A 25,900-nucleotide genomic window follows, 5' to 3' on the forward strand; every position below is an offset into this window, starting at 1 on the left:
CGTGAGAATAACAGATATTCAAACGGGGCGGATATCCGTGCCGCTGAAAAAGCCGTTTAAGACCGCTTTGCGCACGGTTTACAATGCTGAATCGGTCATTGTGAAGCTCACTTTTGACAACGGTCTGACCGGCTGGGGCGAGGCGCCGCCGACGGTTGTTATTACAGGCGACAGCACGGACGGTATTGAAAGCGCCGTCCGCGATGTGCTGAAGCCTGCTCTCTTGGGGCGGAGCCTTTCCGGCATGGAAGCTGTTTTGTATGATATCAGCCGGCTGTTGGAAAGAAATCAAAGCGCAAAAGCCGCGGTGGATATGGCTGTATATGACGGATGGGCGCAAATGCACGGACAGCCGCTTTACCGGCTTCTCGGCGGCTATCGGAATACACTGGAAACAGATTTTACCGTCAGCGTCAATTCTCCTGAGGAGATGGCGGGGGATGCAGACCGTTATGTGAACAAAGGATTTCATATTTTAAAGATAAAAGTCGGCATAGGTGACATATCGGACGATGTTGCCCGGATTCAGGCGATCAGATCACGTGTCGGCGGAAACGTCAAACTGAGATTGGACGCCAACCAAGGCTGGACACCGAAAGAAGCCCTGACTGCGATCCGAAAGATGGAAGACGCCGGCCTCGGCATTGAACTGGTCGAGCAGCCTGTTCATAAAGACGATATCGCCGGGCTGAAGCAGGTCACCGATGCCGTAGACACGCCGATTATGGCGGATGAGAGCGTCTTTACTCCCCGTCAGGCCTTTTGCGTGCTGCAGACGAGAAGCGCCGATTTAATCAATATTAAGCTGATGAAAGCGGGCGGCATAAAGCAGGCGGAAACAATCAATGCGATGGCCGAAACGTGCGGCGTGGAATGCATGGTCGGCAGCATGATTGAGACCAAGCTCGGCATCACCGCCGCGGCTCATTTTGCCGCAGGCAAACGGAATGTGACAAGGTTTGATTTTGATGCGCCGCTTATGCTGAAAGATGATTTGATTAAAGGCGGCATCACATACAGCGGCAGTCAGATTACGATTCCCGATGAACCGGGTCTCGGCATTATCGGTGTGTCGATACAAGAGGAGGCGAAAAGATGAGAGCAGCCGTTACAGCGGCGGCAGCCAACGTATGGACGCTGCCGTCATCTCCCCGTTCGTATGATGCGCCGATGCTTGAAAACCCGCCGCAGATCAGAAAATGGTTAGCGTCTATGGGATATGAAGAGCGGCTGCAATTATGCACAGACAACCTTGTCCAAACGCAAGCGCTTTTCGGGGAAGAGGTGATCATTCTCAAAGAGGAAGGGGAATGGGCTTTTGTTGCCGTTCCCGGCCAGCCTTCAAACAAGGATGCGCGCGGATATCCGGGCTGGATGAATAAAAGCCAGCTTTCAAAAGACGGCTTTTATTCATCTTCGCCCGCCGTATGGATTACCAAACCGACAGCTATTTTATATCACACAAACGGCGAACCGGACTTGGAAGTAAGTTTCTTAACGCGTCTTCCGGCATCAGGATGTGAGAAAGGCTTTTTCCGGGTTGTGACGCCTCTCGGAGAACGGTTCGTAAATGAAGCTGACGCAGACGAGTGCCGGCATACGGAAGGACGGGCAGCCGATGTCATCGAAACGGGCATGATGTTTCTCGGGCTTCCGTATTTATGGGGAGGACTGAGCGGTTTCGGGTTTGACTGTTCCGGGTTTATGTATTCGATATTTAAAGCAAACGGCTATACCCTTCCCCGTGATGCAAAGGACCAAGCAAAAGCCGGGTGCGGCGCGGCGGTAAACGATATCCGGCCGGCTGACCTTTTGTTTTTCGCCTATGAAGAAGGAAAAGGCGCGATTCACCATGTCGGTTTGGCGCTGGGAGACGGCCGAATGCTGCACTCCCCGAAAACGGGAAAAACAATCGAAGTGCTGTCTTTGAAAGGAACGATCTATGAAAAAGAATTATGCACCGTACGCCGCTGTATTAAGCGAAAAGGGGGAATAGAAAATGACGGCATCTCCGCTCCTTGAAGTCAGCGGGCTGAAAATGCATTTTGACGCAGGAAGAAAGAAAGCCGTAAAAGCAGTCGACGGTGTCAGTTTTCACATTAAAAGAGGGGAAACATTCGGACTTGTCGGAGAATCGGGATGCGGTAAATCGACGCTCGGAAGAGTTATTCTCCGTCTGTATGACCCGACGGCCGGTTCGGTATCATATGAAGGGACGGATATACACCGTGCCGCGGCAGAACAGCGGTCGGTCTTCTTCCGCAAGCTGCAGATGATTTTCCAAGACCCTTACGCCTCGTTAAATCCGCGCCTGACCGTAAGGGAAATTATTTTAGAGCCGATGGAAATCCACAATCTTTACAATACAAGAAAAGCCCGTCTGATGATGGCGGATGAACTGCTTGAAGCTGTCGGGCTCCACCCGGATTTCGGCAGCCGGTATCCCCACGAATTCAGCGGCGGACAGAGGCAGAGAATCGGAATTGCCAGAGCGCTCTCTCTGCATCCCGAATTTATCGTGGCGGATGAGCCGATTTCCGCGCTGGATGTGTCGGTACAGGCTCAGGTCGTCAACCTTTTAAAAAGGCTTCAGAAAGAGAAAGGGCTGACATTTTTATTTATCGCCCACGATTTATCAATGGTCAAGCATATCAGCGACCGGATCGGCGTGATGTATTTGGGCCGCATGATGGAAATTACAGAAAGCGCTGCGCTTTACCGGGAACCGCTTCACCCTTATACGAAGGCGCTTTTATCCTCAATCCCGATTCCTGATCCGCTTCTTGAGGACAAGCGTGAACGGATTATTCTGAAAGGGGAGCTGCCGAGCCCCCTTAACCCGCCGAGCGGCTGTGTATTCAGGACGCGGTGTCCTGAAGCGATGGAGCTCTGCGGTAAGATAACGCCTGAGCTTGAAGAAGTGAAAGCGGGGCGTTTTGTCGCCTGCCATTTATACAAAAAAGAAAGCTGACAATATAAAGTCAGCTTTCTTTTTGTTAAACCTGATGCAGAAATGACACGCAGACCGGATACGGAACCGGAATGTCAGATTGAAGCAGAGTCAATTTGCCTGTTTCCGGATCGCGTTCAAACAAAACCAGATTTCCCGTTTCTTCGTTTGACGCGACAAGGAATGTCTCGGAAGGGTCAAACGCGAAATCACGCGGCCAGTTGCCTTCTGTCGGCACCCATTCAATAAGAGACAATTCACCGGAATATTGGTTGATCTTAAAGATGGCGATGCTGTCATGTCCGCGGTTGGCGGCATAAAGAAATCTGCCGTCTTTAGATATGCGGATCGCGCTGCCTTGCGATTTGTCCGTAAAGCCTTCAGGCAAAGCGGAAATGACCTGCAGCTCTCTGAATTCACCTAAGGTCGGGTTGTATTCAAGCGCGATGACTTCATTGCTGATTTCCGTCATGACATAGGCGTATTTTTCCGCCGGATGGAAAACGATGTGGCGCGGCCCTGAACCCGGTGCGAAAGAATGAGTTTTCACCTCTGTGAGCGAACCGTTTTTCATTTGGTACGTATACAGCGTATCCGTCCCTAAATCGACGGCTGCAATGTAGTTATGCTCTGGTGTATAGCCAGCGAAATGGGTATGCGGTTTCTCTTGTCTTTCATGAGGACCTGTTCCCGTATGAGCGGCTTCGGCAGCCGGCTCCTGCAGACTTCCGTCCTCATTGACGGGAAAGGCGTGCACTTTTCCGCTGTGGTAATTAGCGGTTAACACATATTCATGTTTATCATCAATGCTGACGTGGCATGGAGACGGGCCTTCAATCAGCTGGTGGTTTACAAACGTTAATTCCCCGCTGTTCTGATGAATCTGATAGGCTGCGACGCCGCCTTTTCCGTCTGCTTTTTCAATGGAATACAGCATGCTGTTATCAGAATTCGGAGTGACGTATGTCGGGTTGCCGAGCTTTGCTGCCAGCTTCGGCCGGCTGAGCCTTTTCGCTTCTGTATCAAGTTCAAAACAATAAATGCCTTCGCTTCCGCCTTTTGTATATGTTCCCGCGTATCCTATGTACTTAGCCATTCGGTTTCCCCCTTTAGAGTCTTGTCTTCTCTATATTAACGTATCTTGAAGGAAACTGCCTTGTAAATGTTTAAGATGTTCTGACAAGCGGCAAGGTGCAGCAGCGGAAGGAACCGCCTGACTTAATAATTTCGGAAAACTCGGTTTCAATGACTGTATAACCCCTTTTTCTGAGCTCGCGGTTCGTATGACGGTGCTGCGGCAGGCTGATAATTGTCTGATTGCCGATTGACAGGATATTCGGGCCGAGCGTGAATTGCTCTTCTTCAGGCACTTCTATCATCTCAAAACGTTCGGCGAGAAGATCAATTTCTTTCTGCCGCAAGCCATTTTTGCAGTATAGCGCTTCCGTTTCCGAGATCATATTAAATACACAGTCCAAATGTAAGAAATCCTCCTTGAGAGGGATCGGCACAACATTCATCTCCGGCAGCGCCTCCCGCAGCTCCCGGACAGCCGCTTTATCTGTGCGCTTGCTCAGCCCGGCGTAAACGGTGCCGTCTGCGATCAAGATGTCGCCGCCTTCAATGTTCGCTTTTTTCAGTTGCGTATAAGGGATTTTCTTATCGTCAAGCAGGTCTTGAAACACTTTTTCTTCTCCCTGCCGGACTGAAGCCGCCATGTTTGAAATAAACGCCGTCTCGCCTAAGACAAATCCGATATCCCGGGTGAATACCTGCTCAGGCAAAGCGGGATCGGCAGGCAGCAGGACGACTTCAATCTGATGAGATCTTAAAATGTCAATAAACTCACTATGCTGTTTGAGGGCAACGGGTATGTTAATATTTTCTTGTTTGAAATGTTTCTGCGTTCCGTTAATAATATCCTTGATGGTCATGTGTTCCGGCCGGCATAAGATGACTGTCTGTAAAGCATCAAACTCACTGCGGCAAGCCGGTTTCCGCGTGGATTTGGGAATGGATACGTCCATGTGATATCCTCCTATCGGTATTCAATGTGCGTTTATTATTCCCGGATGTGCTGAATAATGAAACATACCTGATAGAATATCTAACCAACTTAATATTTAAAATTTTAGACAAAACGATCAAAGTATTGTTTAATAGGGTACAGATGAAATGTCAAAACGACCAGACACCAAAGGGGAGTTTAAATCATATGAAGTTGCCAGAATCAAGATTTTGCAAAGAAACAAGGGTTGTCAAGACAAGCAGGGTTTTTCCGCTTGATACGAATAATCACAATACGCTGTTTGGCGGAAAGCTGATGAGCTATATTGATGATATCGCTTCAATTTCCGCGGCCCGCCACTGCCGGTGTGAAACAGTCACGGCCTCAATGGATTCTGTGGATTTTTTGCGCCCGATCGGCCAACAGGATTCCGTATGTCTTGAATCCTACGTCACATGGGTCGGCACATCCTCTATGGAGGTGTTTGTCAAAGTCATTAAAGAACACCTGATGACGGGTGAACGCGAGCTTGCGGCAACGTCGTTTCTGACATTCGTCGCGCTCGATTCAAATGGGAAATCGGTGCGCGTTCCGCGAATCGTGCCGGAAACCGAGGAAGAAATCATGCTTCACAATACGGCCGTACAGCGCGCCGGAGAACGAAAAAACCGCTTAAAACACAGCAAGGCCCTGGCCGAGGCGCTCGGAACAGATAAGCCTTGGTAATCGTCAAACCGCTTTTTTAAAAAGCGGTTTTTTTATGCTGAAAAAGGACTTTTCCTGCCGGATCCATAATCTATTACAGGGAAAGGAGACGTGGCGTGCATGATGAAACATAAGTCTTCCGGCACCATCCTGACAACCGGGCGTATCCGTCTGCGGACTATGCGGGATGACGATGAAGACAATTTGTACGGGCTGTTTACCGACAGAGAGGTCATGAAATATTATCCTTCTCTTAAAAGCAGACGGGAAACGAAGGAATGGATTGCCTGGAACAAACGATTGGCCGCAGGATACGGCGTCAGTCTTTGGATCGCAGAGGATAAAGAGACGGGCGCATTTCTCGGTCAATGCGGAATCGTTCCGCAGACGATAAGCGGAAACACTTTGATGGAAATCGGCTATATGTTTGCCCGCCGCCGCTGGGGCTGCGGCTATGCGACAGAGGCGGCGAACGCCTGTCTGGACTACGGTTTTCATACGCAGCAATACGGACGCATAGCGGCGCTGATTGATCCGGAAAACGCTGCCTCCGTCCGCGTCGCTGAAAAAATCGGCATGGTGCCCGGTGAGACCGTTACCAAATGGGGGAGGCGGCTGACGGTATTTGACATCACATCTGACGTTGAACGTTTCGACGAAATGTAGTATGATACGAACAGACATGTTTTCTAGGGTTCCGCATGTTCATACATGGCCTGGTCCGAGAGAAAACACATATGCGGACATATCCCGCATATGCACACGGAGGGAAAAAAGCCCGGGAGAGTCAATCTCATGTGAGACGACTATTCCGGGCTTTTTGTATTGTCCGGAAACAGAAAGGATGAAGAACATGAAATGGGGTTTAGTGGTTATAGCGGCCGTATTTGAAGTGGTATGGGTCACCGGCCTGAAACATGCTGATTCAGCACTGACGTGGAGCGGTACGATTACGGGAATCATCATCAGTTTTTATCTATTAATCAAGGCGACGGACAGCCTGCCCGTAGGAACGGTATATGCGGTCTTTACCGGACTCGGAACAGCGGGCACCGTGCTCAGTGAAATCCTGCTTTTCAAAGAACAGGCCGATCCGGTGAAAATCGTGCTGATCGGCGTTTTGCTGATCGGCGTCATCGGATTAAAGCTGGTCACACAGGATAAGCCTGAGACGAAGGAGGAGAAGGCGTAATGCATTGGATCAGCCTGATAGCCGCGGGTCTTTGTGAAATGCTCGGGGTCATTTTAATGAATCAATTTCAAAAAGAAAAGAAAGTCAAGTGGATTCTTTTCATTATCGTCGGATTTGCGGCTTCTTTTTCCCTGCTTTCTTATGCGATGGAGACGATCGCGATGGGCACGGCCTATGCGATCTGGACCGGTATCGGCACGGCGGGCGGCGCTTTAGCCGGCATTCTTTTCTACGGCGAGCAGAAGGATGCGAAGCGCATCTTTTTCATTGCGCTTATTTTGTGCGCAGCCGTAGGGCTGAAAATTCTTTCGTAAATTGATTTTTATCAAATTTTCAGTATAATCTATAATAAGTTACGAATTATGAAGATACGAGGGATTAAAACAGATGAATTCATATATGACACAGCGGCTGAAAGAATACCGCCGCGGGAATGAGGAAAAAGGGCGCCTGCTTGTCAGCTGCCCCGATCAGCCGGGAATTGTATCGGCTGTGTCCGCGTTTTTGTTTGAACACGGCGCGAATATTATTGAATCAAATCAATATACGACTGACCCTGAAGGCGGACGTTTTTTTCTCAGGATCGAATTCGACTGCAAGGGCATTCGTGAGAAAAAAGAGGATTTAAAGCAGGCGTTCGCCTCAATCGCCCAGACATTCGGCATGACATGGAGCCTCTCTCTTGCAAGTGAGCTGAAGCGAGTGGCGATCTTTGTATCCAAAGAGCTGCACTGCCTTCATGAACTTATTTGGGAATGGCAAAGCGGCAATATGATGGCCGAAATTGCGGTCGTCATCAGCAACCACGAAGAGGCGAAAGAAGTGGTCGAGCCGCTGAATATTCCGTTCCATTACATGAAAGCTAACAAAGACATCCGCGCCGAAGTGGAGCGGCGCCAGCTTGAGCTGCTGGAGCGGTATAAGATTGATGTGATCGTTCTGGCCCGCTACATGCAGATTTTGACGTCTGATTTTGTATCTGCCCATCCGAATCGGATTATTAACATCCACCATTCATTCCTGCCGGCCTTTATCGGCGCTAATCCGTATAAACGGGCTTATGAGCGCGGAGTGAAATTAATCGGCGCGACCTCTCACTATGTGACGGACGATCTTGACGAAGGGCCGATTATTGAACAGGATATTGAACGCGTCGATCACAGAGATCACGCAGAGGATCTGAAGAATATCGGCAGAACGATTGAGCGGAGCGTGTTGGCAAGAGCCGTAAAATGGCATCTGGAAGACCGCGTCATCGTTCACGGAAACAAAACGATCGTATTTAATTAATGACGGTCCGCCGGGGAGGCGGGCTGTTTTTTATGGATGAAAATGTCTTGACAAGAACCTGTTTTCTTTGCATAATATAAAAAAATCATTGAGCGTTGAAGAGGATCAGTACGCAGAACTTTCTGTGACAGAGAGCAAAATGGCCCGCTGAAACATTTTGCCGCATGAAACCTGCCGAACCTGCCTTGGAGTCCTGAGGGGAAAACTCAGGCGCGATACCTGGCGTTACAGGAAAGCGGGACGCGTGAAAAACGCGTTCAAACAAGGTGGTACCACGGAAAGCCCATTTCGTCCTTATTTTTCAGGACGGAATGGGCTTTTTTTATTGACGAGAGCCGGTTTGGATTGATTGCCACGGAGGAGAAACGATGAAAAAACAAAGAATTGTTGTGAAAATCGGGAGCAGCTCGCTCACCAACAGTAACGGAAGTATTGATGAAGCAAAAATCAAGGAACATACGGAAGCCATTTCTTTATTAAAAGAAAACGGGCATGAAGTGATCCTCATTACCTCAGGCGCGGTGGCAGCGGGTTTTTCCGCTCTCGGCTATCCGTCGCGACCCGTTACGATAAAAGGAAAACAGGCAGCTGCCGCAGTCGGCCAGACGCTTTTAATGCAGCAATATATGGACCATTTAAAAAGATACGGTCTGACGCCGGCACAAATTTTATTAACAAGAAATGATTTCTCAAAAAGAGAGCGGTACAGAAATGCCTATGCCACTGTAATGGAACTGTTGGAGCGCGGCGTCGTGCCGATTATTAATGAGAATGATTCCACATCAGTCGAAGAGCTGACGTTCGGTGATAACGACATGCTGTCGGCGCTTGTAAGCGGTTTGATTCATGCAGACCAATTAATGATTCTCACAGACATTAACGGGCTGTACGATGCCAACCCGATTGAAAACCCGGACGCAAAGCGGTTTGACTATCTGAATGACATCACACCTGAATTGCTCGGATATGCCGGGTCAGCAGGCTCAAAGGTCGGCACCGGAGGCATGAAGTCAAAACTTCTCGCCGCCCAGACCGCATTGTCGCTCGGGGTGAAGGTGTTTATCGGAACCGGCTCCGGACGTGAAAAACTGATGGTGATTTTAGACGGAAAAGGCGACGGCACTTATATCGGCGATAAAGACCTGTCCTCAGTGAATAATACACGGCAATGGATCATGTTTCATTCTCCGATATCAGGGGAAATCATCATTGATGGGGGAGCGGAGCAGGCGATGATCCATAACGGGTCAAGTCTGCTCCCGGCCGGCGTCGCCGATGTCTGCGGCAGTTTTCCGAAAGGAGCCGTAGTGGAAGTCAGAGGGCCCGGCGGCATTATCGGCAAAGGGCAGACGCAGTACTCATCCGATGAAATTTTAGAAGCCAAAGGGAAGCGGAGCGACCAGCTTTCAGGAACGAAGCAGGTGGAAGTGATTCACAGAGATGATTGGGTGAATTTATTTGACGAGGGGGAAAACAAATGAGTGAAGTATTGCAAAAAGCAGCTTTGGCAAAAGAAGCGGCTGCCGAAATGGTCATGAAAACGACGGCTGAAAAAAACGAAGCGCTCCAATGTATTGCAGACGGACTCAGAAATGAACGGCAGCTGATTTTAACAGAGAATCAGAAAGATATTGAAGCGGGACGGAACAGAGGATTGACACCTGACATTATTGACAGGCTGACGCTTGATGAAAAACGCCTGCTCGATATCGCGGACGCCGTGGAACTGTTAATCGGTCTTGAAGATCCCGTCGGTGAATCATTGGAGACCATTCAAAAAGAGAATGGATTATTCATTGAAAAAATCCGCGTGCCTCTCGGAGTAGTAGGCATGATCTATGAAGCCAGACCGAATGTTACCGTAGACGCGGCCACACTCTGCCTGAAAACCGGAAACGCGGTTGTGCTCAGAGGAAGTTCTTCCGCCATCCACAGCAACATAGCGCTTGTCAGTGTGATGAAACGCGCACTTGGGCTGTCAAAGGTTCCGATTGATGCCGTTCAGCTCATCGAAGATACAAGCAAAGAAACCGCCAAACAGCTCTTTACATTAAATGATGGGCTGGATGTATTGATCCCGCGCGGCGGTAAAAATTTAATTGATCTTGTGGTCAGGGAATCAACCGTACCCGTTTTAGAAACTGGAGCGGGCAATTGCCACGTGTACATAGATGAGTCAGCAGATCCCCTTATGGCAAGCGAGGTCGTCATCAATGCCAAAACACAGCGTCCTTCGGTCTGCAATGCGATTGAATCTCTTTTGATTCATGAAAAATGGGCCGAAGAACACGGGCGAAAGCTGCTGAATCAGCTGACAGAAAAAGGGGTGGAGCTCCGAGGAGACCAGGTGATTTGCGGACTGGAGCCTCAAGCGAAACAAGCAGAAGAAGCCGATTGGGGAGCGGAGTACCTGGCGCCGATTCTCAGTGTGAAAACGGTGCAGGACGTACAGGAGGCTGTCCGCCACATTCAGCAGTACGGCACAAACCATTCAGAAGCCATTCTGACGGAGAACGCCGAGCATGCGGCTTACTTCCAGACCGCCGTTGACGCCGCCGCCGTGTATCATAATGCTTCAACCCGGTTTACGGACGGTTTTGAATTCGGATACGGAGCCGAGATCGGCATCAGCACGCAAAAGCTTCACGCGAGAGGGCCGATGGGACTTCCGGCGTTAACATCTACAAAAATCATCATCAAAGGAAACGGACAAATCCGGGTATAATCTTTTAAGCTTATCCTTCAAAAAGGGTAAGCTTTTTTTATGCGGAAAGATTGACGGTTTCTATTATATTTTGTAAAATTAAATTGCGCACAATATAATAGAGGCGAATTTACATGACAAAACCATTATTTACTGCAACCGTTTCAGCCGCAGGCGGACGTGAAGGGAAAGTCACGTCTTCTGACGGGGTGCTGAATCTTGATGTTGCCATGCCGGGAACGCCAAGAGCAAAAAAGCTAGAACATGCCACAAACCCTGAACAGCTGTTTGCCGCAGGATATTCAGCCTGCTTTGACAGCGCTCTTCAACTCGTAGCAAGAAAAGAGCGTCTGAGTATTGAAACAGAGGTCACTGCGCATGTCAGTCTGCTGAAAGATGAAAGAGACCAAGGATATAAACTCGGCGTTACGCTTGAGGTTAAAGCATCCGGCATTGAGAAACCGGAGCTCGAAGCCCTTATCCAAAAAGCGCACGGTGTCTGCCCGTATTCAAAAGCGACGGCGGGAAATATAGAAGTAAAGCTTCTGGCAGCAGAATAAAAATAAGGATGCCCATTCGGGGCATCCTTATTTTACGCCGTGCAGCGTTTTCAAAACCTCATAAAGCGACTGCTTTACCTGCTTTAATTCCTCTTTTGACAGTCCCGTCTGTTCCAGCATGGCAATGGGGATATCCGCCGCTGTATTCTGCAAGGCCCGTCCCTCATCTGTGAGCCTGATCGTCACGGATCGCTCGTCTTCAGCCGACCGCTTTCTCATGATGATTCCGTGCTGCTCCATCCGTTTCAGCATCGGTGTCAGCGTTCCGGAATCCAGGTGCAAAAGCTCACCCATCCGTTTCACATTCAGTTCTTCGTGCTCCCATAATAAAAGCAGCGCCAAATACTGGGGATAAGTTACGTTGAGCTTATCAAGCAGCGGTTTGTACCGTTTCGTCATTTCCCTTGAGCTTGCGTACAGCAAAAAACAAAGCTGATTCTCCAGTTTCATATGTTCAAAATCTTTTTCTGCCATTACTTCTTTCACCAACTCTTTTTTGTTAACGTTACCCCTATTGTAGCCGAAAAACGGCCCATTTCCTATTGCAATCATGTTTAAAAATATGAGCAGGGGCAATATATACAGTAAGTACAATGAGGAGGCTGATAATAATGGCATTATTTACTTCAAAAGCGACCGCAGTCGGCGGACGAGCAGGACATATTAAATCCGAAGACGGGGTGCTGGATTTTGACATCATCATGCCGAATGCAAAAAAAGACGGAGAAACCGGCACAAACCCTGAACAGCTCTTTGCGGCAGGATATGCCGCCTGCTTCGGGGGAGCGCTTGAGCTCGCCGCCCAAAAACAAAAAATCGACATGACCTCTGAAATTGAAGGACAGGTCAGCCTTTTAAAAGATGAGAGTGACGGAGGTTACAAAATCGGTGTAACGCTCGTCATTGATACAAAAGATCTTGATAAAGAAACGGCTGAGAAGCTGGTGCACGCCGCTCACGAGTTCTGTCCGTATTCAAAAGCAACAAGAGGAAATGTAGACGTCAAACTTGAATTGAAATAAAGAAACGAACGAATATCCCGGATTTCATATCCGGGATATTTTATTAACGAAAACATCAGTAATGATCTCTTCTCTCCCGGAATAAGAATACGATATAGCACTTTTGCATAATGACACCAAGAGAAAAGAGGGAGAAATCGATGTCTCTTCCAAACATACCGAACATCACCCCCGACATTACACTCTCCAGATGTGAGACCCTGAACCTCCTTCTTTCATCCGTGGCTATGGAAGAAATCGGACTATCCCATATTCTGCAGGCGGAAGCGGAAAGGATTCAAATGTTTCTCAGCGCTTCCGGCGATCCCTCCTTAGGGGAATTATCATCAATCAATAGAAGCACTGAACGGCTCCTGCGCACCGTCATGAAATCACAACTCCTTTTGCAGACGAAGCTTGAAGACATTATCTACTTACAGGATGCTGAAGCCTGTATAGACCCGGACGATCCAAGTAATCCGAGTGATCCAGGCGATCCTGATGACCCGTGGAATCCGGACGACCCAAGTAATCCGAGTGATCCGGGTGATCCTGATGACCCGTGGAATCCGGACGACCCAAGTAATCCGAGTGATCCGGGCGATCCTGATGACCCGTGGAATCCGGACGATCCCAGTGATCCGGAAGATCCGTGTGACGACCTGTTTTACGGCCGCATTGGCTGCTGTGAGTGCGGGGATTGTGAGGACTGCGATTGGAAGAAAAAAGGCGGGGAGCGTTCATAAAAAAAGAGACGGGTGAAGCATATGCCGTATCCAAGCATCTCAAAAGCGAAACAGACATCTTTTGAAGCCTTGCATTGTCTCACGATGGCGCTGTTAAATATATTATCTGTGACCGTGGATAAAAGAAGGGGTTCAAATTACAAAGAAGAAATCAGGCTGTTCTCCGCATTGTGCCGCTGGCAGATGGAAACAGGCGGCCGGCTGTTTTTAATGATCAGCTTGGAAGAAGAGCAGAAGCAGATGTATGAGCGGCACTTTCATGAAATGAAGACAGTGACGGAACGAACGAAAAAATTCATTTGTGAAAGCCCGCGCGAATTCCGGGCGCATCCCATTACGAAGCGGGCTGTCAGGCAGCTTCAGGAATGGGATGCAGAATCAACTGCCGAACCTGCCGTCAGATGGGTGCGGCCTGTCATCATAACGATGAACGGCACTCCTGGACGGCCTTGGTTCAATCAACAACTCCAAAATCGGGAAAGGTGAGAAAATGAGCGGAAATGCTGAATGTAAACTGACTCTTTGCATGATTGTGAAAAACGAGGAGAGATACATCTCCCGTTGTTTATCAAGTGTACAAGACATCGCTGATGAGATCGTCATCGCAGACACCGGATCACAAGATAATACAAAAGATATATGCAAAAGCTTTCAGGCAAGAGTGTTTGATTTCGAATGGGAGAATGATTTCGCAAAGGCCAGAAATTACGCCCTGCAGCATGCCGAAGGGGATTGGATTTTAGTGCTTGACGCGGATGAAGAGCTCGATCAGGAGACGGGCCGTTTTTTAACTTCGCTGCTTCATGACGGATTACCGAGCCGGGGACTTTTGAAAATCATCAATTATACGGGGAAGCAGCTCGATGAAAACGAAGCGTTTGAAAGCATGCAGCCGAGACTGTTCCGCAATCATAAAGGCCTTCTGTATCAAGGCAGAATTCACGAGAATATCTCGGCTCCCAATGAGGAAGAAAACAATGCTTTTTTCACGCTCCCATGTGTGATTCATCACTACGGCTACTTGGAGCAGGAAGAAAAAATCAAGCAAAAACATAAACGGAATATCAGCATATTAAATGAAGAACTTTCAGAGGAAAATCCTGATCCGTGGCTAGTCTATCATTTGGCAAGTGAATGTTACAGAATAAAAGACTATGAAAAAGCATTACATCTTGTCAACGGCTCGATATTTCAATTTTTAAGTGAGAAACGAATGCCTCCGTCTCTTCTGTATTTTCTAAAATATACAATATTGCTTGAGCTCAAGCGATATGAAGAAGCCGAACAAGGGATTGAAAAAGTGCTCAAGCTTTATCCTGATTACAGCAATCTTCATTATTATAAAGGCCTTGTATTATATCATTTGGAAAAGTACAGAGCGGCAATCAAAGCATTTGAAGCCGGAACGCAGGTTGAAGGAGAAAACGCTGATCACTTCATTTTAAAAGGTGCCGCCGATTTCAGAGCTTTTTATTATATGGCGAAATGCCATGCTGCATTAAACCATGATATGACGGCCATCGCTTACGCCAAAAAATCCGTGAAATTCAATCCGCAATTTAAACCCGCGCAAGAACTTCTGTCTCAATTAAAAAAGGATCAGCGGACAAACGCCTGATCCTTTTTTTGCATGTTCCATTAAGATAATCGAATAATGTTTAAAGCTGCGCCGGCACTTCCTCCAAGCAATGTGGCCGCACCCAATAATCCGAACAGCTGGAGCTGAATGGTGCTGCCTGCTGTCAAAGTCACAATAAAGGAGTTATTGAAGTTTGCCAAAGACGCGACCGGGACAATAATCGAACTTGCAGCCGGAGTGCCGTTGATTAAGATGCGCGAACTTACTAGCAGGCCGGCCGTTAAATTAATATGGTAGGAAATATAGTACCGTCCTGCCGGAGCAACGGTGAATACAGTATTTGCGGCATTAGCGGTAATATCCGCTGAGAGGTTTTGTTCATTCGGTAAGGAAATGGCCGTGCCGCCGTTAATAACCGCGACAACACCGCCGCCCGTATTGCTCGCATAGCCGGAAGTGGCTGTCAGACTTGTTCCGGTGCTTCCCGGAGGCCCTGTAATGCCGGTAGCCCCTGTAACACCGGTCGGTCCTGTAACGCCAGTAATTCCAGTTGATCCAGTACCGCCAGTAACCCCGGTAACTCCGGTAGGTCCTGTGGAGCCAGTAGCGCCGGTGCTTCCCGCCGCAGCTAAAAGTGTATAGTCAGCTGAGGTTTCAGGGGCTCCCGACGGGCTGTTTACGTTTGCGACATAAGAGCTGCCGTTATACAAGACAACCTGTCCGGTCGTGTAAGTAGGGGCGGTCAGCGGATTAAAAGCAACAATCCCTTGAAGACCCGCACCGGTGACCCCTGTCGGCCCGATCGGTCCGGTTGGCCCCGTCGCTCCGGCCGGGCCGATTGCTCCCGTCGGCCCCGCCAGTGTAGGGATATTTGAGATACTGTCCAATTTTGAACCGAGAAGAAGCTCCTGTTTCATTAAGCTGTCAAGCGTATCCCGGACGCTCTCATTCAGATTAAGAATATCCGCAAGACTTGACGGGGGTCCTGTTAATCCGGGAATCGTCCCGAGCGCGTATTGGATTTTTTCCCCTTCCGCATTCAGAATATGTGCCATTCCCAGCTCTTCCATGGCAATTGACGAAAGAAGAAGGTTAATGGTATCGTCTCTGGAAAGTGTAACGACAGGGGTGATATTGGGCAAATTAGGCTGTGACACAATGTCCCTCCTTATGAGTTGGCTGAAAATCATTTTATTACGAACAAAGTTCCCCCAAATGAGCGTAAGCAGTACTGTATCATTATATTCACTGATTCTGTCCAAGTTTCTGAATGGATTCCCTTAATAAACCAATTAAGCATACAAAAATAAACCTGCAATTGAGCAGGTTATACCACTGTTTTTGATTTCATCATATATGAAGGAAATACTTTAAATATAGAGAAAATACATCGCACAGCATTCGCAAATCGGTCAAAATGACAGCGGGGCATGTGATCGTCTATAAAGCGATGGCTATATATCTTGTGCGTTTCCTGCAAAAACTCTCTTTTTCATTTCAAGTTTTCTGTATAAAAGGGCGAGAAGCATGGACGGTATCGTACAAACAATCATTCCGATAAAGGCATACCGGGGTTCAATTTCATATAAAAAACCTCCGAAAATAGTAAATACCGCAGTGCTCCAGCTGAGAGCAAGCGCTGAATATATGCCTTGGGCTTTCGGGATTTGCGCGGGTGAAATATTTTTAATTAAGTATTTCATAAATGCATAGTGTCCCATCGCGAATGAACAGGCATGCAACGTCTGCGCAATACAGAAAATGATGACATGCGGAAAGGCAAATACGAGTAACCAGCGTACGGTAGCACCAAGCGCCGCCAGGGCGAGCAAAGAGCCTGCCGTAAATTGATGAAAGTATCGGTCAGCGATTGCAAAGAAGATAATCTCCGCGATAACGGCGATGTTGATGATGATTCCGATGGCATATGCGGGCGCATCGATTTCCTGCAAAAAGAGATAACCGTAATTGTAGTAAGATGCATGTGCCGCCTGCAGTAAGATAACGATTGCGAGCACCAGACCGAAATATTTAATGCGGAATAAGGCAAACATGCCCTCTTTTCTTGCACGGTCTGTTTCCGGCCGTTTTGAAAGAACAGCTGGCGCATGCATAAAGCTTAGGGATGCGAATATCAGGGTGCCCAAAAGCAGTGCCCATAAAATCGCTTGATCTCCGAATATACCTGTAAAGACGGACAGGATGACGCCGGCTGAAACAAAACCCGCGGATCCCCACTGTCGGCTAGTCCCATAAGCCTTTAATTCGTTATGCTGTACAAGGACGCCGCAAGCGCTGTCTAAAGCAGGCATTAAAGCCGGGTAAAACACATGCAGCACTAATGTGACAAGAAGCAGGCTTTGAAAAGAATCAGCCGGAATATAACATAAAAGTGCGAGAAGCGTCCCGATTCTGGCGCCGTTTAATAAGGCTTTGCTGCTGAATTTTCCTGATAAATAAGGGAAGAAAAATAATGTGGAAATCCCTCTTGCCGCCAGGCCCAGACTCATAATGAAACTGGCTTCGGATACGGAAACCCCTTTTATATGCACCATCCATCCCGTCCAATAGGGCAGAAAAACACCCCATGTCATAAAAAAACTAAAAAAATGCAGACTCATCCAGCGATATGCTTTCATTCCCGTTCCTCCTTTCATTGGCATGTTATCATGTAAAGACATAAAGACAATATGAGATATCTCATATTTTTGGGGTGGACGATGGAAATTTATAAAGGCGAGAAAAAGCGGTATCAGTTAGAAAAACACTCAATCGCGCATTTATTCTCTTTCCCCGCTGAAAAGTTTATGGAAGTGCGCGAATATGAGCGGGACGAATGGATTATTCAAGAGGGCAGGAGGCCTGACTTCCTGTTTTACGTGATTGAAGGAAAAGCGAAAATATATGTAACCCATCAAAACGGGAAAGTTTCTTTAATTAATTTTATCAACAAAAATGATTACATCGGAGAGATGGAACTATTACATGAAGTGTATTACACAAAAGGAATTCAAGCCTCAGCGAAAACTGTTTGTTTTGCTCTGCCTATTTACCGCTGCCGCGCGCAATTGCTGCAGGATGCGAAATTCCTGCGTGAGCTGGCTAAGTTTTTAAGTGCTAAGGCAACGCTTATGGCTTCGAAATATTCACAAAGTCTGGCGTTCCCGCTTGAAAACCGGCTTGCTGATTTTATTTTGCAGACGGCTTATAAAGGGGTTTATAAAGAGAAGCACGTAACGGTCTGTGATTATTTGGGTGTATCTTACCGTCATCTCTTGCATGTGCTGACGCAATTCTGCCAAAAAGGGTATTTGCAAAAAGAAGGGCGGGGCTATCAAATTAAGCAGTATGATTCACTAAGTGAACTTGCAGAAGCGCTGAAGAATAAGTAGCACGCCCAAAAAAAACAGCCACCCGCGATTTGCGGATGGCTGTTTTCATTATACAAGCTGAGCTTGTTTTTTTCGTGCCTGTTTTGCGGCGTCGACCATATTTTTTAATGCCGCAACGGTTTCTTCCTGCTGTCTTGTTTTCAGTCCGCAGTCCGGGTTTACCCAGAAGCGGTCAGTCGGACACACTTCAAGCGCGTCATCAATAATTTGATAGATTTCTTCAGTTGCCGGCACACGCGGGCTGTGAATGTCGTATACACCGAGTCCGAGGCCTTTCACGTAAGGATGTTCTTTCAAGTATTCTAAAAATCCTCCGTGGCTTCTGCTGTGTTCGATTGTAATGACATCCGCATCAAGATCATTGATCGTATCTACGATATCTTCAAAGTTGCTGTAACACATATGCGTATGAATCTGCGTCTCATTTTGCACAGAAGACGTCGTTAATCGGAATGCTTCTGCGGCCCAAGTTAAATATTCATCCCAATCCTGCGTTTTTAACGGCAGTCCTTCGCGGAGCGCGGGTTCATCCACTTGGATAATCTGAATACCGGCATCTTCAAGCGCTTTTACTTCTTTTCTGAGGGCAAGCCCGATCTGGAAGGCGATTTCTTTTCTTGAAATATCCACACGCGGGAATGACCAGTTTAAGATGGTGACAGGTCCCGTCAGCATGCCTTTCATGTGTTTTTCCGTCAGCGATTGGGCGTAGACCGTATCTTTTACCGTCATCGGTTCGATAAATTCGACATCTCCGAAAATGACAGGCGGACGTACGCAGCGTGAACCGTAAGACTGCACCCATGCATATTTCGTAAAGGCGAATCCGGCCAGTTTTTCACCAAAGTATTCGACCATGTCCGTCCGCTCAAATTCTCCGTGAACGAGCACGTCTAAGCCGATTTCTTCCTGAATGTCAACCCAGCGCTTCGTTTCCGCATTAATAAAGGCTTGGTACTGTTCATCCGTCCAATCTTTTTTGCGCCATTTTTGCCGTGCGCTCCGCACCTCGGCAGATTGAGGGAAGCTTCCGATTGTCGTCGTCGGCAGAAGAGGAAGACCGAGTGATTCATTTTGCAGCGCCAATCGTTCTTCAAAGCTTGCCGGACGGGAGAAATCTTTTTCCGTCAGCTGATTCAGCTCTTCTTTTTGAGCTGAGTTCGCTCCTGTTGCGAATGCTTTTAAAGCTTTAAGTGCCGCTTTTGATTCTTCGATCTGCTCACTGACGGCCGCTTTTCCGGACAGAAGCCCTTCTTTTAAGACGCCGAGTTCCGCCAGTTTTTCTTTAGCGTATGACAGGCCGTTCAGCAAATCCTTTTCAAGATGCTCGTCAGGGTGTTTCGCCACCGGCACGTGCAGAAGACTGCTTGAAGGCTGAATCCATAACTCCTCAACATCAGCGTGGCTGAGGATATCCAAAGCTGCATCAAGGCGTTCTTCAACATCGATTTTCCAAATGTTCCGGCCGTCGACCACACCGGCTGCCAGCACTTTATCTTTCGGGAAGCCGTGCTTTTTCAATTGCTCAAGGTTTCTGCCTTTATCATGCACGAAATCAAGTCCGATTCCCTGTACAGGATAAGAAACAAGTTCTTCATATGCATCAACCGAATCGAAGTATGTCTGCAGGAGGACATTCAGTCCTGAAAGCTCTTTTGTGATCACTTCATAGAGGTCTTTGGCGGCGCGGACGTCTTCAGAAGAAGCTGTCACAAGGGCCGGCTCATCAATCTGAACCCATTTGACGCCTTCTGCTTCAAGCTCTTTCAGCAGCTGCACATAAAGAGGAACAAGGCGTTTTTGAATCGCTTTCGCTTCTGATTCTTCGTATCCTTTCGCAAGCGTGACGAATGTATACGGACCGACGATGACAGGTTTCGTTTCCGCTCCGAATTCTTCTTTGATCCGGCGGTAGTCGTCAAGCTGTTTGTTTCTCGTCAGACGGAATTCAATGCTTTCGTCATATTCAGGAACGATGTAATGGTAGTTGGTATTGAACCATTTCGTCATTTCACTGGAAACGGCGTCTTTTACACCGCGGGCAATCGCAAAGTATGTATCAACGGGATCCGTGATGCTGCGGAATCTCTCCGGAATCCAGTTAAAGCTGACGGCGGTATCAAGCACATGGTCATAATGGGTGAAATCAGAGACCGGCACGATATCGATATGTTGGTCAAGCTGGGTTTTGACAGCTGATAAGAATAAGCCGTCAAGCTCTTTAAGAAATGTTTCTTTATCAGTGTTTCCTTTCCAATAAGCCTCAAGCGCTTTTTTCCATTCTCTGTTCAAGCCGATTCTCGGAAAACCGAGGTTCGAAGTTTTGATTGTTGTCATTAAGTCTCCTCCTTTAAGTGAGATGTAACAAAAAAGCCTCTTTCTCATGAGAGAAAGAGGCTTTAACTTCAAAATGCAAGCCTCTCTTATCTCTCAGATCACGTCTGATGGAATTAGCACCGTGCCTTACGAGACAATTGTCTCGGCGCAAAAATCACGCGCCCCATTTCACAATGGAATTACGGTCGGTTGCTGTTGGGGTCAAAAGGCCAATCCCTCGCCCAACTCTCGATAAGAGAAAGTATTTCAATTTTTTTGAAAAGTTACATCATTTGTTGGTTATCTTATCAGCTTATTCAGATCACTGTCAATAGAAAATCTCACAATTTAAAAATTGGTGATGTGACAAACTGATCAATCATTATACGAGAAAAATATCAGAAAGACAGCAGCTGTGCCTGTTCGGCTCTTTCCATCAGCACTTCAGGCGCGTCTAAATACAGAAATCCGTTCCCGGCCAATGTTTTGGCGATGTCCAAAGGAAGGGTCCGCCGCACGAGCTGGGCGTAGACTTCAGCCTCAGAAAGCGTCCGCTGAAACGCGTCCTGTTCAAGCCCTTTTATTAAGGCAAGCGCTCCGCTCACATGCGGGGCAGCCATTGAAGTGCCCGTCAGCTTCCCGTATTTATGGTTGGGAAGGGTGGAGAGAATATTTTCTCCCGGAGCCACCAGGTCAATCTCTTTATTAGCGTTTGAAAATTCAGACGATTTACGGGCGATTGAGACTGATCCGACTGCGATTACTTCGTTGTAAGCGGCCGGATACGACAGTTCCTCTGTACGCTCGTCTCCGTCGCCTTCGTTTCCTGCCGCGCAAACGACCAGAACACCGCTGTTTACCGCATTTGTGACGGCTTCTTTCAATTCAGGCACATCGTTCGGCCCGCCGAGTGACATGGAAATAATGTCCGCCTTTTGTTCAACGGCGTAGTTGATGCCGTTAATGATCCATTCGTATTTGCCGCTGCCGTTTTGACCGCCGAGAACTTTAACGATTAAAAGGCTTGCTTCCGGCGCGACACCCGAAATTCCGCCGTTTGAATCATTGGCGGCAATCGTTCCGGAAACATGTGTCCCGTGGCCGTTGTAATCGGAAATCGCGTCTTCTTTGCCTCCGTCATCATCGGTGAAGTTTTTCCCGCCGACAATCCGGTCTTTCAAATCAGGATGATTGATGTCGCAGCCTGTGTCAAGCACCGCGATTTTAATATCCTTGCCTTTAAACCCTTTTGCCCACAACTCTGGCGCCTTAATCACTTTAATCCCCTCAGGAAGCTCGTTCACATCCATGATCTGTTCATCCGTGACATAAGGAATCAAATGCATTTCACCATTCATAAAAAAGCCCTCCTTTTTTATGCTTGCGAGTGGATACAAGGGTGTTGCTACTATTTTATGGCAGAGCATGCCGGCCGGAAAGAGTCATTTGAAGCATTTTCATAAAAAAGGCGTAATCTATCGTACTAAAAAATTTCAAATAAATGGATAGTTTAACAGCTTTCATTTTCATTCATGACCCGCTGACGCTATAATTGGAAATGGGAAAGGAGAAGAGATATGAAGATAAGTGAAGCATTATACAGCTATTTTTCAGAACAAGTGGATCAAATTGCGAAAGAGTGGATCGAAACGATGGAAGATTCGGATCCGAATTCGATTTATTCTTTGACAAATCCCGTCATCACAGAAGAACTGACGGAGCAGGATAAAGAATTTTACCGGCATATTAATAAAATGTATATCATGCCGGAAAAAGAATTTTTAGAAGAGTTCGAGCGGTGGGTGATTGAGCTTGCGAAAGACCAGAAGCATCTGGATACTCCCGTCCAGTATGTGGTCCGTGAATTCATGAGAAACCGGAGACTATACATCAGTTATTATGATGCGTTTGCCGATAAACATGAATCTTCGTTTGCTCAGGGAGAAAGGAAGAAATGGGAGAATTTAATTACGCAAGTATTTGATTTTACGATTTACACGTTTGTCGATCATGCTGAGCATAACTCAAAAATGCAGCTGAATGCGCAAAGAGAAATGATTTTGGAGTTAAGCTCGCCGGTTATCACGCTGAGCAAACGGACGGCGCTGCTGCCGCTTGTCGGCGATATTGACACGGAGCGCGCCAAATTCATTCTTGAAAATACGCTGAGCACATGTGCAAAACGGCTGATTGAACATCTGTTAATTGACCTGTCGGGTGTAGTGGTTGTCGATACGATGGTGGCGCATCAGATTTTTAAATTAATTGAGGCGCTGAAATTGATCGGCGTCACGTCCACTTTATCCGGAATCAGGCCGGAAATCGCTCAAACCGCCGTACAGCTCGGCATTAATTTCTCAGAGATTACGGTCAAGTCCAATCTCGCTCAGGCTCTCAATTATCATCAATAACATACATAACAAAACAGGCTGCCGAATCACTCCGGCGGCCTGTTTTTATACAAACAACAATGAAATGAGCCAGCTTGCCCCGAATAACAGAAGCACGAGCAGGAAAAAGCACCAGTCGGCGCGGCGCACAGTAACAGTTCTGTAAAACGTGCGGTTTCGGCTCCCCGTAAAGCCTTTAGATTCCATCGCGATCGCCGTGCGTTCCGCCTTTCTGATTGCGCCTGCCAATAGCGGAATGGTGAAGCGCCTGAAGGCGGAGAGCTTTCCTTTCAGCCCGGAATCAGACGCCGCACCCCTGATTCTGTGCGCCTGCCGGATGATCAGGATTTCATCTTTCAGAAGAGGGAGAAACCGGAATCCCGCGATAACGCCGTATGCAAGCTTGGGCGGCAGCTTACACTGCTGAATCAGACTGAGCATGAACAGAATCGGATCGGTTGTAAAAAGAAACATCATCGACAAAGCGGAAAAACATAGAATACGAAACGCGATAGAAATCCCGAGCGCCGCATTATCACTGTTGACGGCAATCGGCCCGAGCTTAAACAGCAGATTGCTTCCGGTTGTCGGGACGTTTCCGAATACGGCGGCTGTCCATAAAGAACCGAAGGCCAGAATGACAAACGGAATCGTGAACAGCAGCCATTTTTTCAGCGGCACACGCCCCGCCCAGAGGACGCCTCCCGCAATGATGATATAAAACAAAGCAGGGGTGTACGGATTATAAATAAACGACAGCATAATGACGCATAACAATACAGCCGCCGCCTTTATTGACGGGTTAACAGCCTCCAGCCGCAAGTTCATTTCTCCGCCTCCTGTCGTGTTTCATCCATTCATACCGCAGCGGCAAAGCCAAATGCGCCTGCTCGGCGATCCCGGTGTTATCAGAAAACAAAGCGTCGGGAGTTCCCCGGAATACCAGTTTCGTGCCGCAGAGCACAAGGATCGTGTCGGCATAATCCGAGACGAGTTCCATATCGTGTGTCACCATCAAAACAGCCGTTCCTTCCTTTTGAATCTCACGGAGCATTTGCATACACTCCCGCGCCGTTTTGGCATCCTGTCCGAAAGTCGGTTCATCAAGCATCAAAACGTTCACATTGTGCATAAGCATCGTCGCGACGCTGAGCCGGCGTTTTTGTCCTTGGCTTAAAGAAAACGGATGCTGTGAGGCATGGCGTCTCAGGCCGAATCGGGTTAACAGCTGAAGAGCTTTCTCCTTTGCGGCTCTGTTGCTTTCAAAACCGAACATCAGCTCTTGAATGACGGAATCCGTGACAAACTGGTGTTCAGGATTTTGGAAAACATATCCCATCTGTCGCCGCAGCTCTTTTTCAGAATAGGAATCAATCGGTCTGCCGTCTATTTTGATGTCTCCGCCCAGCGGACGGATGAGCTTGGCCGCGGCAGAAAGGAGCGTGGATTTTCCTGTTCCGTTAGGGCCGGCAATCGCGGTGATTGAACCTTTTTTTACGGAAAAGCTCACATCCTGAAAAATGACGTCTGCTCCTCTTGAGAATGACAGCCCGTGAACGCTCAGCGCGTCTTCTGCCGAAAGCGCGGCGGGCCGGGGTTCGGGCAGAGATGGTACAGGTTCGTGAAACAGATTTTCTTTACGCAATGTAAAAGGAATGCTGACGTGCTCCTGCAATGAGATCACACGCGGAATCGGAATGCCGAGCTGCATCAGCTCTTCAATCTTGGTTTCAAAGATAACGTCCGTCTCTCCGTCCATCACCTTCTGACCCGTTTCGTCAAGCACAATCGTCCTGTCCATCCACGGCGCCCAGTGATCAAGCTGATGTTCGATAACGAGAAGGCCGAAGCCTTTTTTTGCTTGAAGATCTTTGATCAGCCGCACTAATTCACGTGCGGAATATGGATCAAGCTGTGCCGTCGGTTCGTCCAAAATAATGAGTTCCGGTTCCATTGCAATGATACAGGCAAGCGCCACTTTTTGTTTTGAACCGCCTGACAGCGAAGCGATCGTTCGCGTTTTCAGATGAGTGATCTCTAATTTTTCTAAAACGTCATCGATGATTGCGTCCATATCTTCTTTTGTATATTGCAAATTTTCCAGGCCGAAGGCGATTTCATCTTCAACCGTCAGCATGCAAAACTGCTGGTCCGGATCTTGAAACACGACGCCGATGGATCTGGCGGCGGGTTCTGTCAGATGTGAAAGAGGTGTTCCGTATAAAGAAACGGTTCCCGATTGAACCCCATCGCATGCTTCCGGGTACAGACCGTTTAAACAGAGAGCGAGCGAGCTTTTGCCGCATCCGCTCGGCCCGAGCAATAAAGCCCGCTCTCCTTTGCGGAGCTGAAAGGACACGTTTTGAAAAATCGGCTTTTCATCCTGATCATAAGAAAAGGTAAGACAGCCGGCGGATAGAAGGGGTTCAGATGCCTGCATCTTGGTTCACCTGTTTCTTTTTCTTCTTGAATTGTTTTCCGAGCGCCATGCCGTTCAGCACTCCTGTGTAAGCCAGCGCATCACTGATTGCTTTGCCGAGAAGGCCGGCAAGAAGCGCACCTGAGACCAGCCGGATGAGAAGCATGACGGCTAATAAACCCGGATTCAAAACAGAGTATCCGGAAACGAACAAGTCATAAATGAAGCTTGTCACAGAAGACCCCATACCGGATAAAAGAAGCACGGGCAGGGTATACACCCGCCAGCGTGTCGCTAAAAAGACCGCTTCCGCACCGATTCCCTGTGCGATCCCGATCAGAATCACCATCGGTCCTGACGGATTTCCGAGTAAGCACTCCACAAACGCGGCGATGATTTCAGAAACGAGAGCCGCTCCCGGTTTTTGAATAATGTACGCGGCAATCACCGAGACGATAAACCAGATACCGTAAATCGGTTCATAGCTCATCCGGCCGAAAAATCCTGCCGCTATATTGCTTGCATGAGTTGATACTAAATAAATGACAGCAAATACAACACTGATGACGGACATGACGACAATTTCTCTCATTTTCCAATTTTTCATTGTGATCTCCTGCTTTCTTATCGGATAGTTGTTTGTATGAA

General features: G+C 47.9%; 27 protein-coding genes, 2 riboswitches and 1 other annotated feature. Of the genes, 17 read left to right on the top strand and 10 right to left on the bottom strand.

The window, feature by feature from the left end; translation table 11 throughout:
* Position 1: 1 nt before the first annotated feature.
* The 3 genes from G9F48_RS02140 to G9F48_RS02150 are packed head-to-tail and all read left to right on the top strand — an operon-like array spanning position 2 to position 2,971.
* The gene (locus G9F48_RS02140) at positions 2-1,099 is read left to right on the top strand and encodes a mandelate racemase/muconate lactonizing enzyme family protein (protein ID WP_165408954.1); all 1,098 of its coding nucleotides are present in this window, start codon (positions 2-4) and stop codon (positions 1,097-1,099) included.
* Positions 1,096-2,022 (top strand): C40 family peptidase, encoded by a 927-nt coding sequence (locus tag G9F48_RS02145; RefSeq protein ID WP_165408955.1) that lies wholly within the window; start codon positions 1,096-1,098, stop codon positions 2,020-2,022. Before G9F48_RS02140 ends, G9F48_RS02145 begins: the two co-directional genes overlap by 4 nt.
* Positions 2,000-2,971 (top strand): ABC transporter ATP-binding protein, encoded by a 972-nt coding sequence (locus tag G9F48_RS02150; RefSeq protein WP_071391950.1) that lies wholly within the window; start codon positions 2,000-2,002, stop codon positions 2,969-2,971. The genes G9F48_RS02145 and G9F48_RS02150 overlap by 23 nt, the downstream gene beginning before the upstream one ends.
* Before the next feature lie 25 nt (positions 2,972-2,996).
* On the opposite strand, the gene G9F48_RS02155 is transcribed toward G9F48_RS02150, so the two are convergent.
* Together G9F48_RS02155 and G9F48_RS02160 are read right to left on the bottom strand one after the other, a co-directional pair.
* Positions 2,997-4,046 carry a lactonase family protein gene (locus G9F48_RS02155; RefSeq protein WP_024085204.1) on the bottom strand — a complete coding sequence of 350 codons (1,050 nt, stop codon included), beginning with the start codon at positions 4,044-4,046 and terminating at the stop codon, positions 2,997-2,999.
* 70 nt (positions 4,047-4,116) lie between these two features.
* A complete protein-coding gene (locus G9F48_RS02160; protein WP_156735140.1) occupies positions 4,117-4,977 on the bottom strand; it encodes a dimethylarginine dimethylaminohydrolase family protein in 861 nt (286 codons plus the stop codon).
* 188 nt (positions 4,978-5,165) lie between these two features.
* Between G9F48_RS02160 and G9F48_RS02165 the strand changes: the two genes are divergently transcribed.
* The 8 genes from G9F48_RS02165 to G9F48_RS02200 all read left to right on the top strand — a co-directional run bounded on the left by G9F48_RS02165 (position 5,166) and on the right by G9F48_RS02200 (position 11,409).
* Positions 5,166-5,684 carry an acyl-CoA thioesterase gene (locus G9F48_RS02165; protein ID WP_017417623.1) on the top strand — a complete coding sequence of 173 codons (519 nt, stop codon included), beginning with the start codon at positions 5,166-5,168 and terminating at the stop codon, positions 5,682-5,684.
* A gap of 99 nt (positions 5,685-5,783) precedes the next feature.
* A complete protein-coding gene (locus G9F48_RS02170; RefSeq protein WP_165408956.1) occupies positions 5,784-6,329 on the top strand; it encodes a GNAT family N-acetyltransferase in 546 nt (181 codons plus the stop codon).
* 12 nt (positions 6,330-6,341) lie between these two features.
* Positions 6,342-6,450, top strand: a riboswitch (guanidine-I (ykkC/yxkD leader).
* 66 nt (positions 6,451-6,516) lie between these two features.
* Complete coding sequence (locus G9F48_RS02175) at positions 6,517-6,855, top strand: DMT family transporter (protein WP_071391946.1); 339 nt, start codon at positions 6,517-6,519, stop codon at positions 6,853-6,855.
* Positions 6,855-7,169 (top strand): DMT family transporter, encoded by a 315-nt coding sequence (locus G9F48_RS02180; RefSeq protein WP_003154765.1) that lies wholly within the window; start codon positions 6,855-6,857, stop codon positions 7,167-7,169. Before G9F48_RS02175 ends, G9F48_RS02180 begins: the two co-directional genes overlap by 1 nt.
* A 73-nt stretch (positions 7,170-7,242) precedes the next feature.
* Entirely contained in the window at positions 7,243-8,145 is a 903-nt protein-coding gene (gene purU, locus G9F48_RS02185) for a formyltetrahydrofolate deformylase (RefSeq protein WP_017417625.1), read from the top strand.
* An 86-nt stretch (positions 8,146-8,231) separates the two neighbouring features.
* Positions 8,232-8,444: a binding site (T-box leader), on the top strand.
* A gap of 69 nt (positions 8,445-8,513) precedes the next feature.
* Positions 8,514-9,626: a glutamate 5-kinase gene (proB, locus tag G9F48_RS02190; protein ID WP_165408957.1), complete on the top strand. Its 1,113-nt coding sequence runs from the start codon at positions 8,514-8,516 to the stop codon at positions 9,624-9,626.
* A complete protein-coding gene (gene proA / locus G9F48_RS02195; RefSeq protein ID WP_165408958.1) occupies positions 9,623-10,870 on the top strand; it encodes a glutamate-5-semialdehyde dehydrogenase in 1,248 nt (415 codons plus the stop codon). The genes proB and proA overlap by 4 nt, the downstream gene beginning before the upstream one ends.
* Before the next feature lie 113 nt (positions 10,871-10,983).
* Positions 10,984-11,409 carry an organic hydroperoxide resistance protein gene (locus G9F48_RS02200; protein ID WP_156735137.1) on the top strand — a complete coding sequence of 142 codons (426 nt, stop codon included), beginning with the start codon at positions 10,984-10,986 and terminating at the stop codon, positions 11,407-11,409.
* A 27-nt stretch (positions 11,410-11,436) separates the two neighbouring features.
* Here the strand turns inward: G9F48_RS02200 and G9F48_RS02205 are convergent, their stop codons facing one another.
* Complete coding sequence (locus G9F48_RS02205) at positions 11,437-11,883, bottom strand: MarR family winged helix-turn-helix transcriptional regulator (protein ID WP_146283596.1); 447 nt, start codon at positions 11,881-11,883, stop codon at positions 11,437-11,439.
* A 137-nt stretch (positions 11,884-12,020) separates the two neighbouring features.
* Here G9F48_RS02205 and G9F48_RS02210 point away from each other — a divergent pair, with 137 nt between their 5' ends.
* The 4 genes from G9F48_RS02210 (at position 12,021) to G9F48_RS02225 (ending at position 14,774) form a co-directional block, all read left to right on the top strand.
* Positions 12,021-12,431 carry an organic hydroperoxide resistance protein gene (locus G9F48_RS02210; RefSeq protein WP_003154758.1) on the top strand — a complete coding sequence of 137 codons (411 nt, stop codon included), beginning with the start codon at positions 12,021-12,023 and terminating at the stop codon, positions 12,429-12,431.
* Between the two features lie 140 nt (positions 12,432-12,571).
* Positions 12,572-13,156, top strand: a complete 585-nt coding sequence (locus G9F48_RS19670; RefSeq protein WP_003154757.1) for a hypothetical protein — start codon at positions 12,572-12,574, stop codon at positions 13,154-13,156.
* Between the two features lie 21 nt (positions 13,157-13,177).
* Positions 13,178-13,642 carry a hypothetical protein gene (locus G9F48_RS02220; protein WP_015388336.1) on the top strand — a complete coding sequence of 155 codons (465 nt, stop codon included), beginning with the start codon at positions 13,178-13,180 and terminating at the stop codon, positions 13,640-13,642.
* 4 nt (positions 13,643-13,646) lie between these two features.
* On the top strand, positions 13,647-14,774 hold the full coding sequence (locus G9F48_RS02225; protein ID WP_024085212.1) for a glycosyltransferase: 1,128 nt from the start codon (positions 13,647-13,649) through the stop codon (positions 14,772-14,774).
* 20 nt (positions 14,775-14,794) lie between these two features.
* Here the strand turns inward: G9F48_RS02225 and G9F48_RS02230 are convergent, their stop codons facing one another.
* Both G9F48_RS02230 and G9F48_RS02235 read right to left on the bottom strand, forming a co-directional pair.
* Positions 14,795-15,892: a BclA C-terminal domain-containing protein gene (locus tag G9F48_RS02230; RefSeq protein WP_165408959.1), complete on the bottom strand. Its 1,098-nt coding sequence runs from the start codon at positions 15,890-15,892 to the stop codon at positions 14,795-14,797.
* 297 nt (positions 15,893-16,189) lie between these two features.
* A complete protein-coding gene (locus tag G9F48_RS02235) occupies positions 16,190-17,374 on the bottom strand; it encodes an MFS transporter (RefSeq protein ID WP_165408960.1) in 1,185 nt (394 codons plus the stop codon).
* Between the two features lie 81 nt (positions 17,375-17,455).
* Here G9F48_RS02235 and yeiL point away from each other — a divergent pair, with 81 nt between their 5' ends.
* Positions 17,456-18,127: a transcriptional regulator YeiL gene (gene yeiL, locus G9F48_RS02240; RefSeq protein ID WP_165408961.1), complete on the top strand. Its 672-nt coding sequence runs from the start codon at positions 17,456-17,458 to the stop codon at positions 18,125-18,127.
* 48 nt (positions 18,128-18,175) lie between these two features.
* Here the strand turns inward: yeiL and metE are convergent, their stop codons facing one another.
* Positions 18,176-20,464 (bottom strand): 5-methyltetrahydropteroyltriglutamate--homocysteine S-methyltransferase, encoded by a 2,289-nt coding sequence (gene metE, locus G9F48_RS02245; protein WP_165408962.1) that lies wholly within the window; start codon positions 20,462-20,464, stop codon positions 18,176-18,178.
* Between the two features lie 83 nt (positions 20,465-20,547).
* A riboswitch (SAM riboswitch) is annotated at positions 20,548-20,702 on the bottom strand.
* A 139-nt stretch (positions 20,703-20,841) separates the two neighbouring features.
* Positions 20,842-21,801 carry a S8 family peptidase gene (locus tag G9F48_RS02250; RefSeq protein WP_165408963.1) on the bottom strand — a complete coding sequence of 320 codons (960 nt, stop codon included), beginning with the start codon at positions 21,799-21,801 and terminating at the stop codon, positions 20,842-20,844.
* Between the two features lie 219 nt (positions 21,802-22,020).
* Between G9F48_RS02250 and G9F48_RS02255 the strand changes: the two genes are divergently transcribed.
* Positions 22,021-22,854, top strand: a complete 834-nt coding sequence (locus tag G9F48_RS02255) for an STAS domain-containing protein (RefSeq protein ID WP_156735129.1) — start codon at positions 22,021-22,023, stop codon at positions 22,852-22,854.
* A 45-nt stretch (positions 22,855-22,899) separates the two neighbouring features.
* Here G9F48_RS02255 and G9F48_RS02260 read toward each other — a convergent pair whose 3' ends face one another.
* From G9F48_RS02260 to G9F48_RS02270, 3 genes are read right to left on the bottom strand one after another with little or no spacing between them, the layout of a single operon-like run.
* Positions 22,900-23,661 carry an energy-coupling factor transporter transmembrane component T family protein gene (locus G9F48_RS02260; protein ID WP_165408964.1) on the bottom strand — a complete coding sequence of 254 codons (762 nt, stop codon included), beginning with the start codon at positions 23,659-23,661 and terminating at the stop codon, positions 22,900-22,902.
* Positions 23,636-25,273 (bottom strand): ABC transporter ATP-binding protein, encoded by a 1,638-nt coding sequence (locus tag G9F48_RS02265; RefSeq protein WP_165408965.1) that lies wholly within the window; start codon positions 25,271-25,273, stop codon positions 23,636-23,638. The genes G9F48_RS02260 and G9F48_RS02265 overlap by 26 nt, the downstream gene beginning before the upstream one ends.
* Complete coding sequence (locus G9F48_RS02270) at positions 25,260-25,859, bottom strand: ECF transporter S component (protein WP_003154744.1); 600 nt, start codon at positions 25,857-25,859, stop codon at positions 25,260-25,262. Before G9F48_RS02270 ends, G9F48_RS02265 begins: the two co-directional genes overlap by 14 nt.
* Positions 25,860-25,900 lie beyond the last annotated feature (41 nt).

Origin of the sequence: Bacillus sp. EKM420B (assembly GCF_011065565.1) — a bacterium.
Classification (GTDB): Bacteria; Bacillota; Bacilli; order Bacillales; family Bacillaceae; genus Bacillus; species Bacillus velezensis.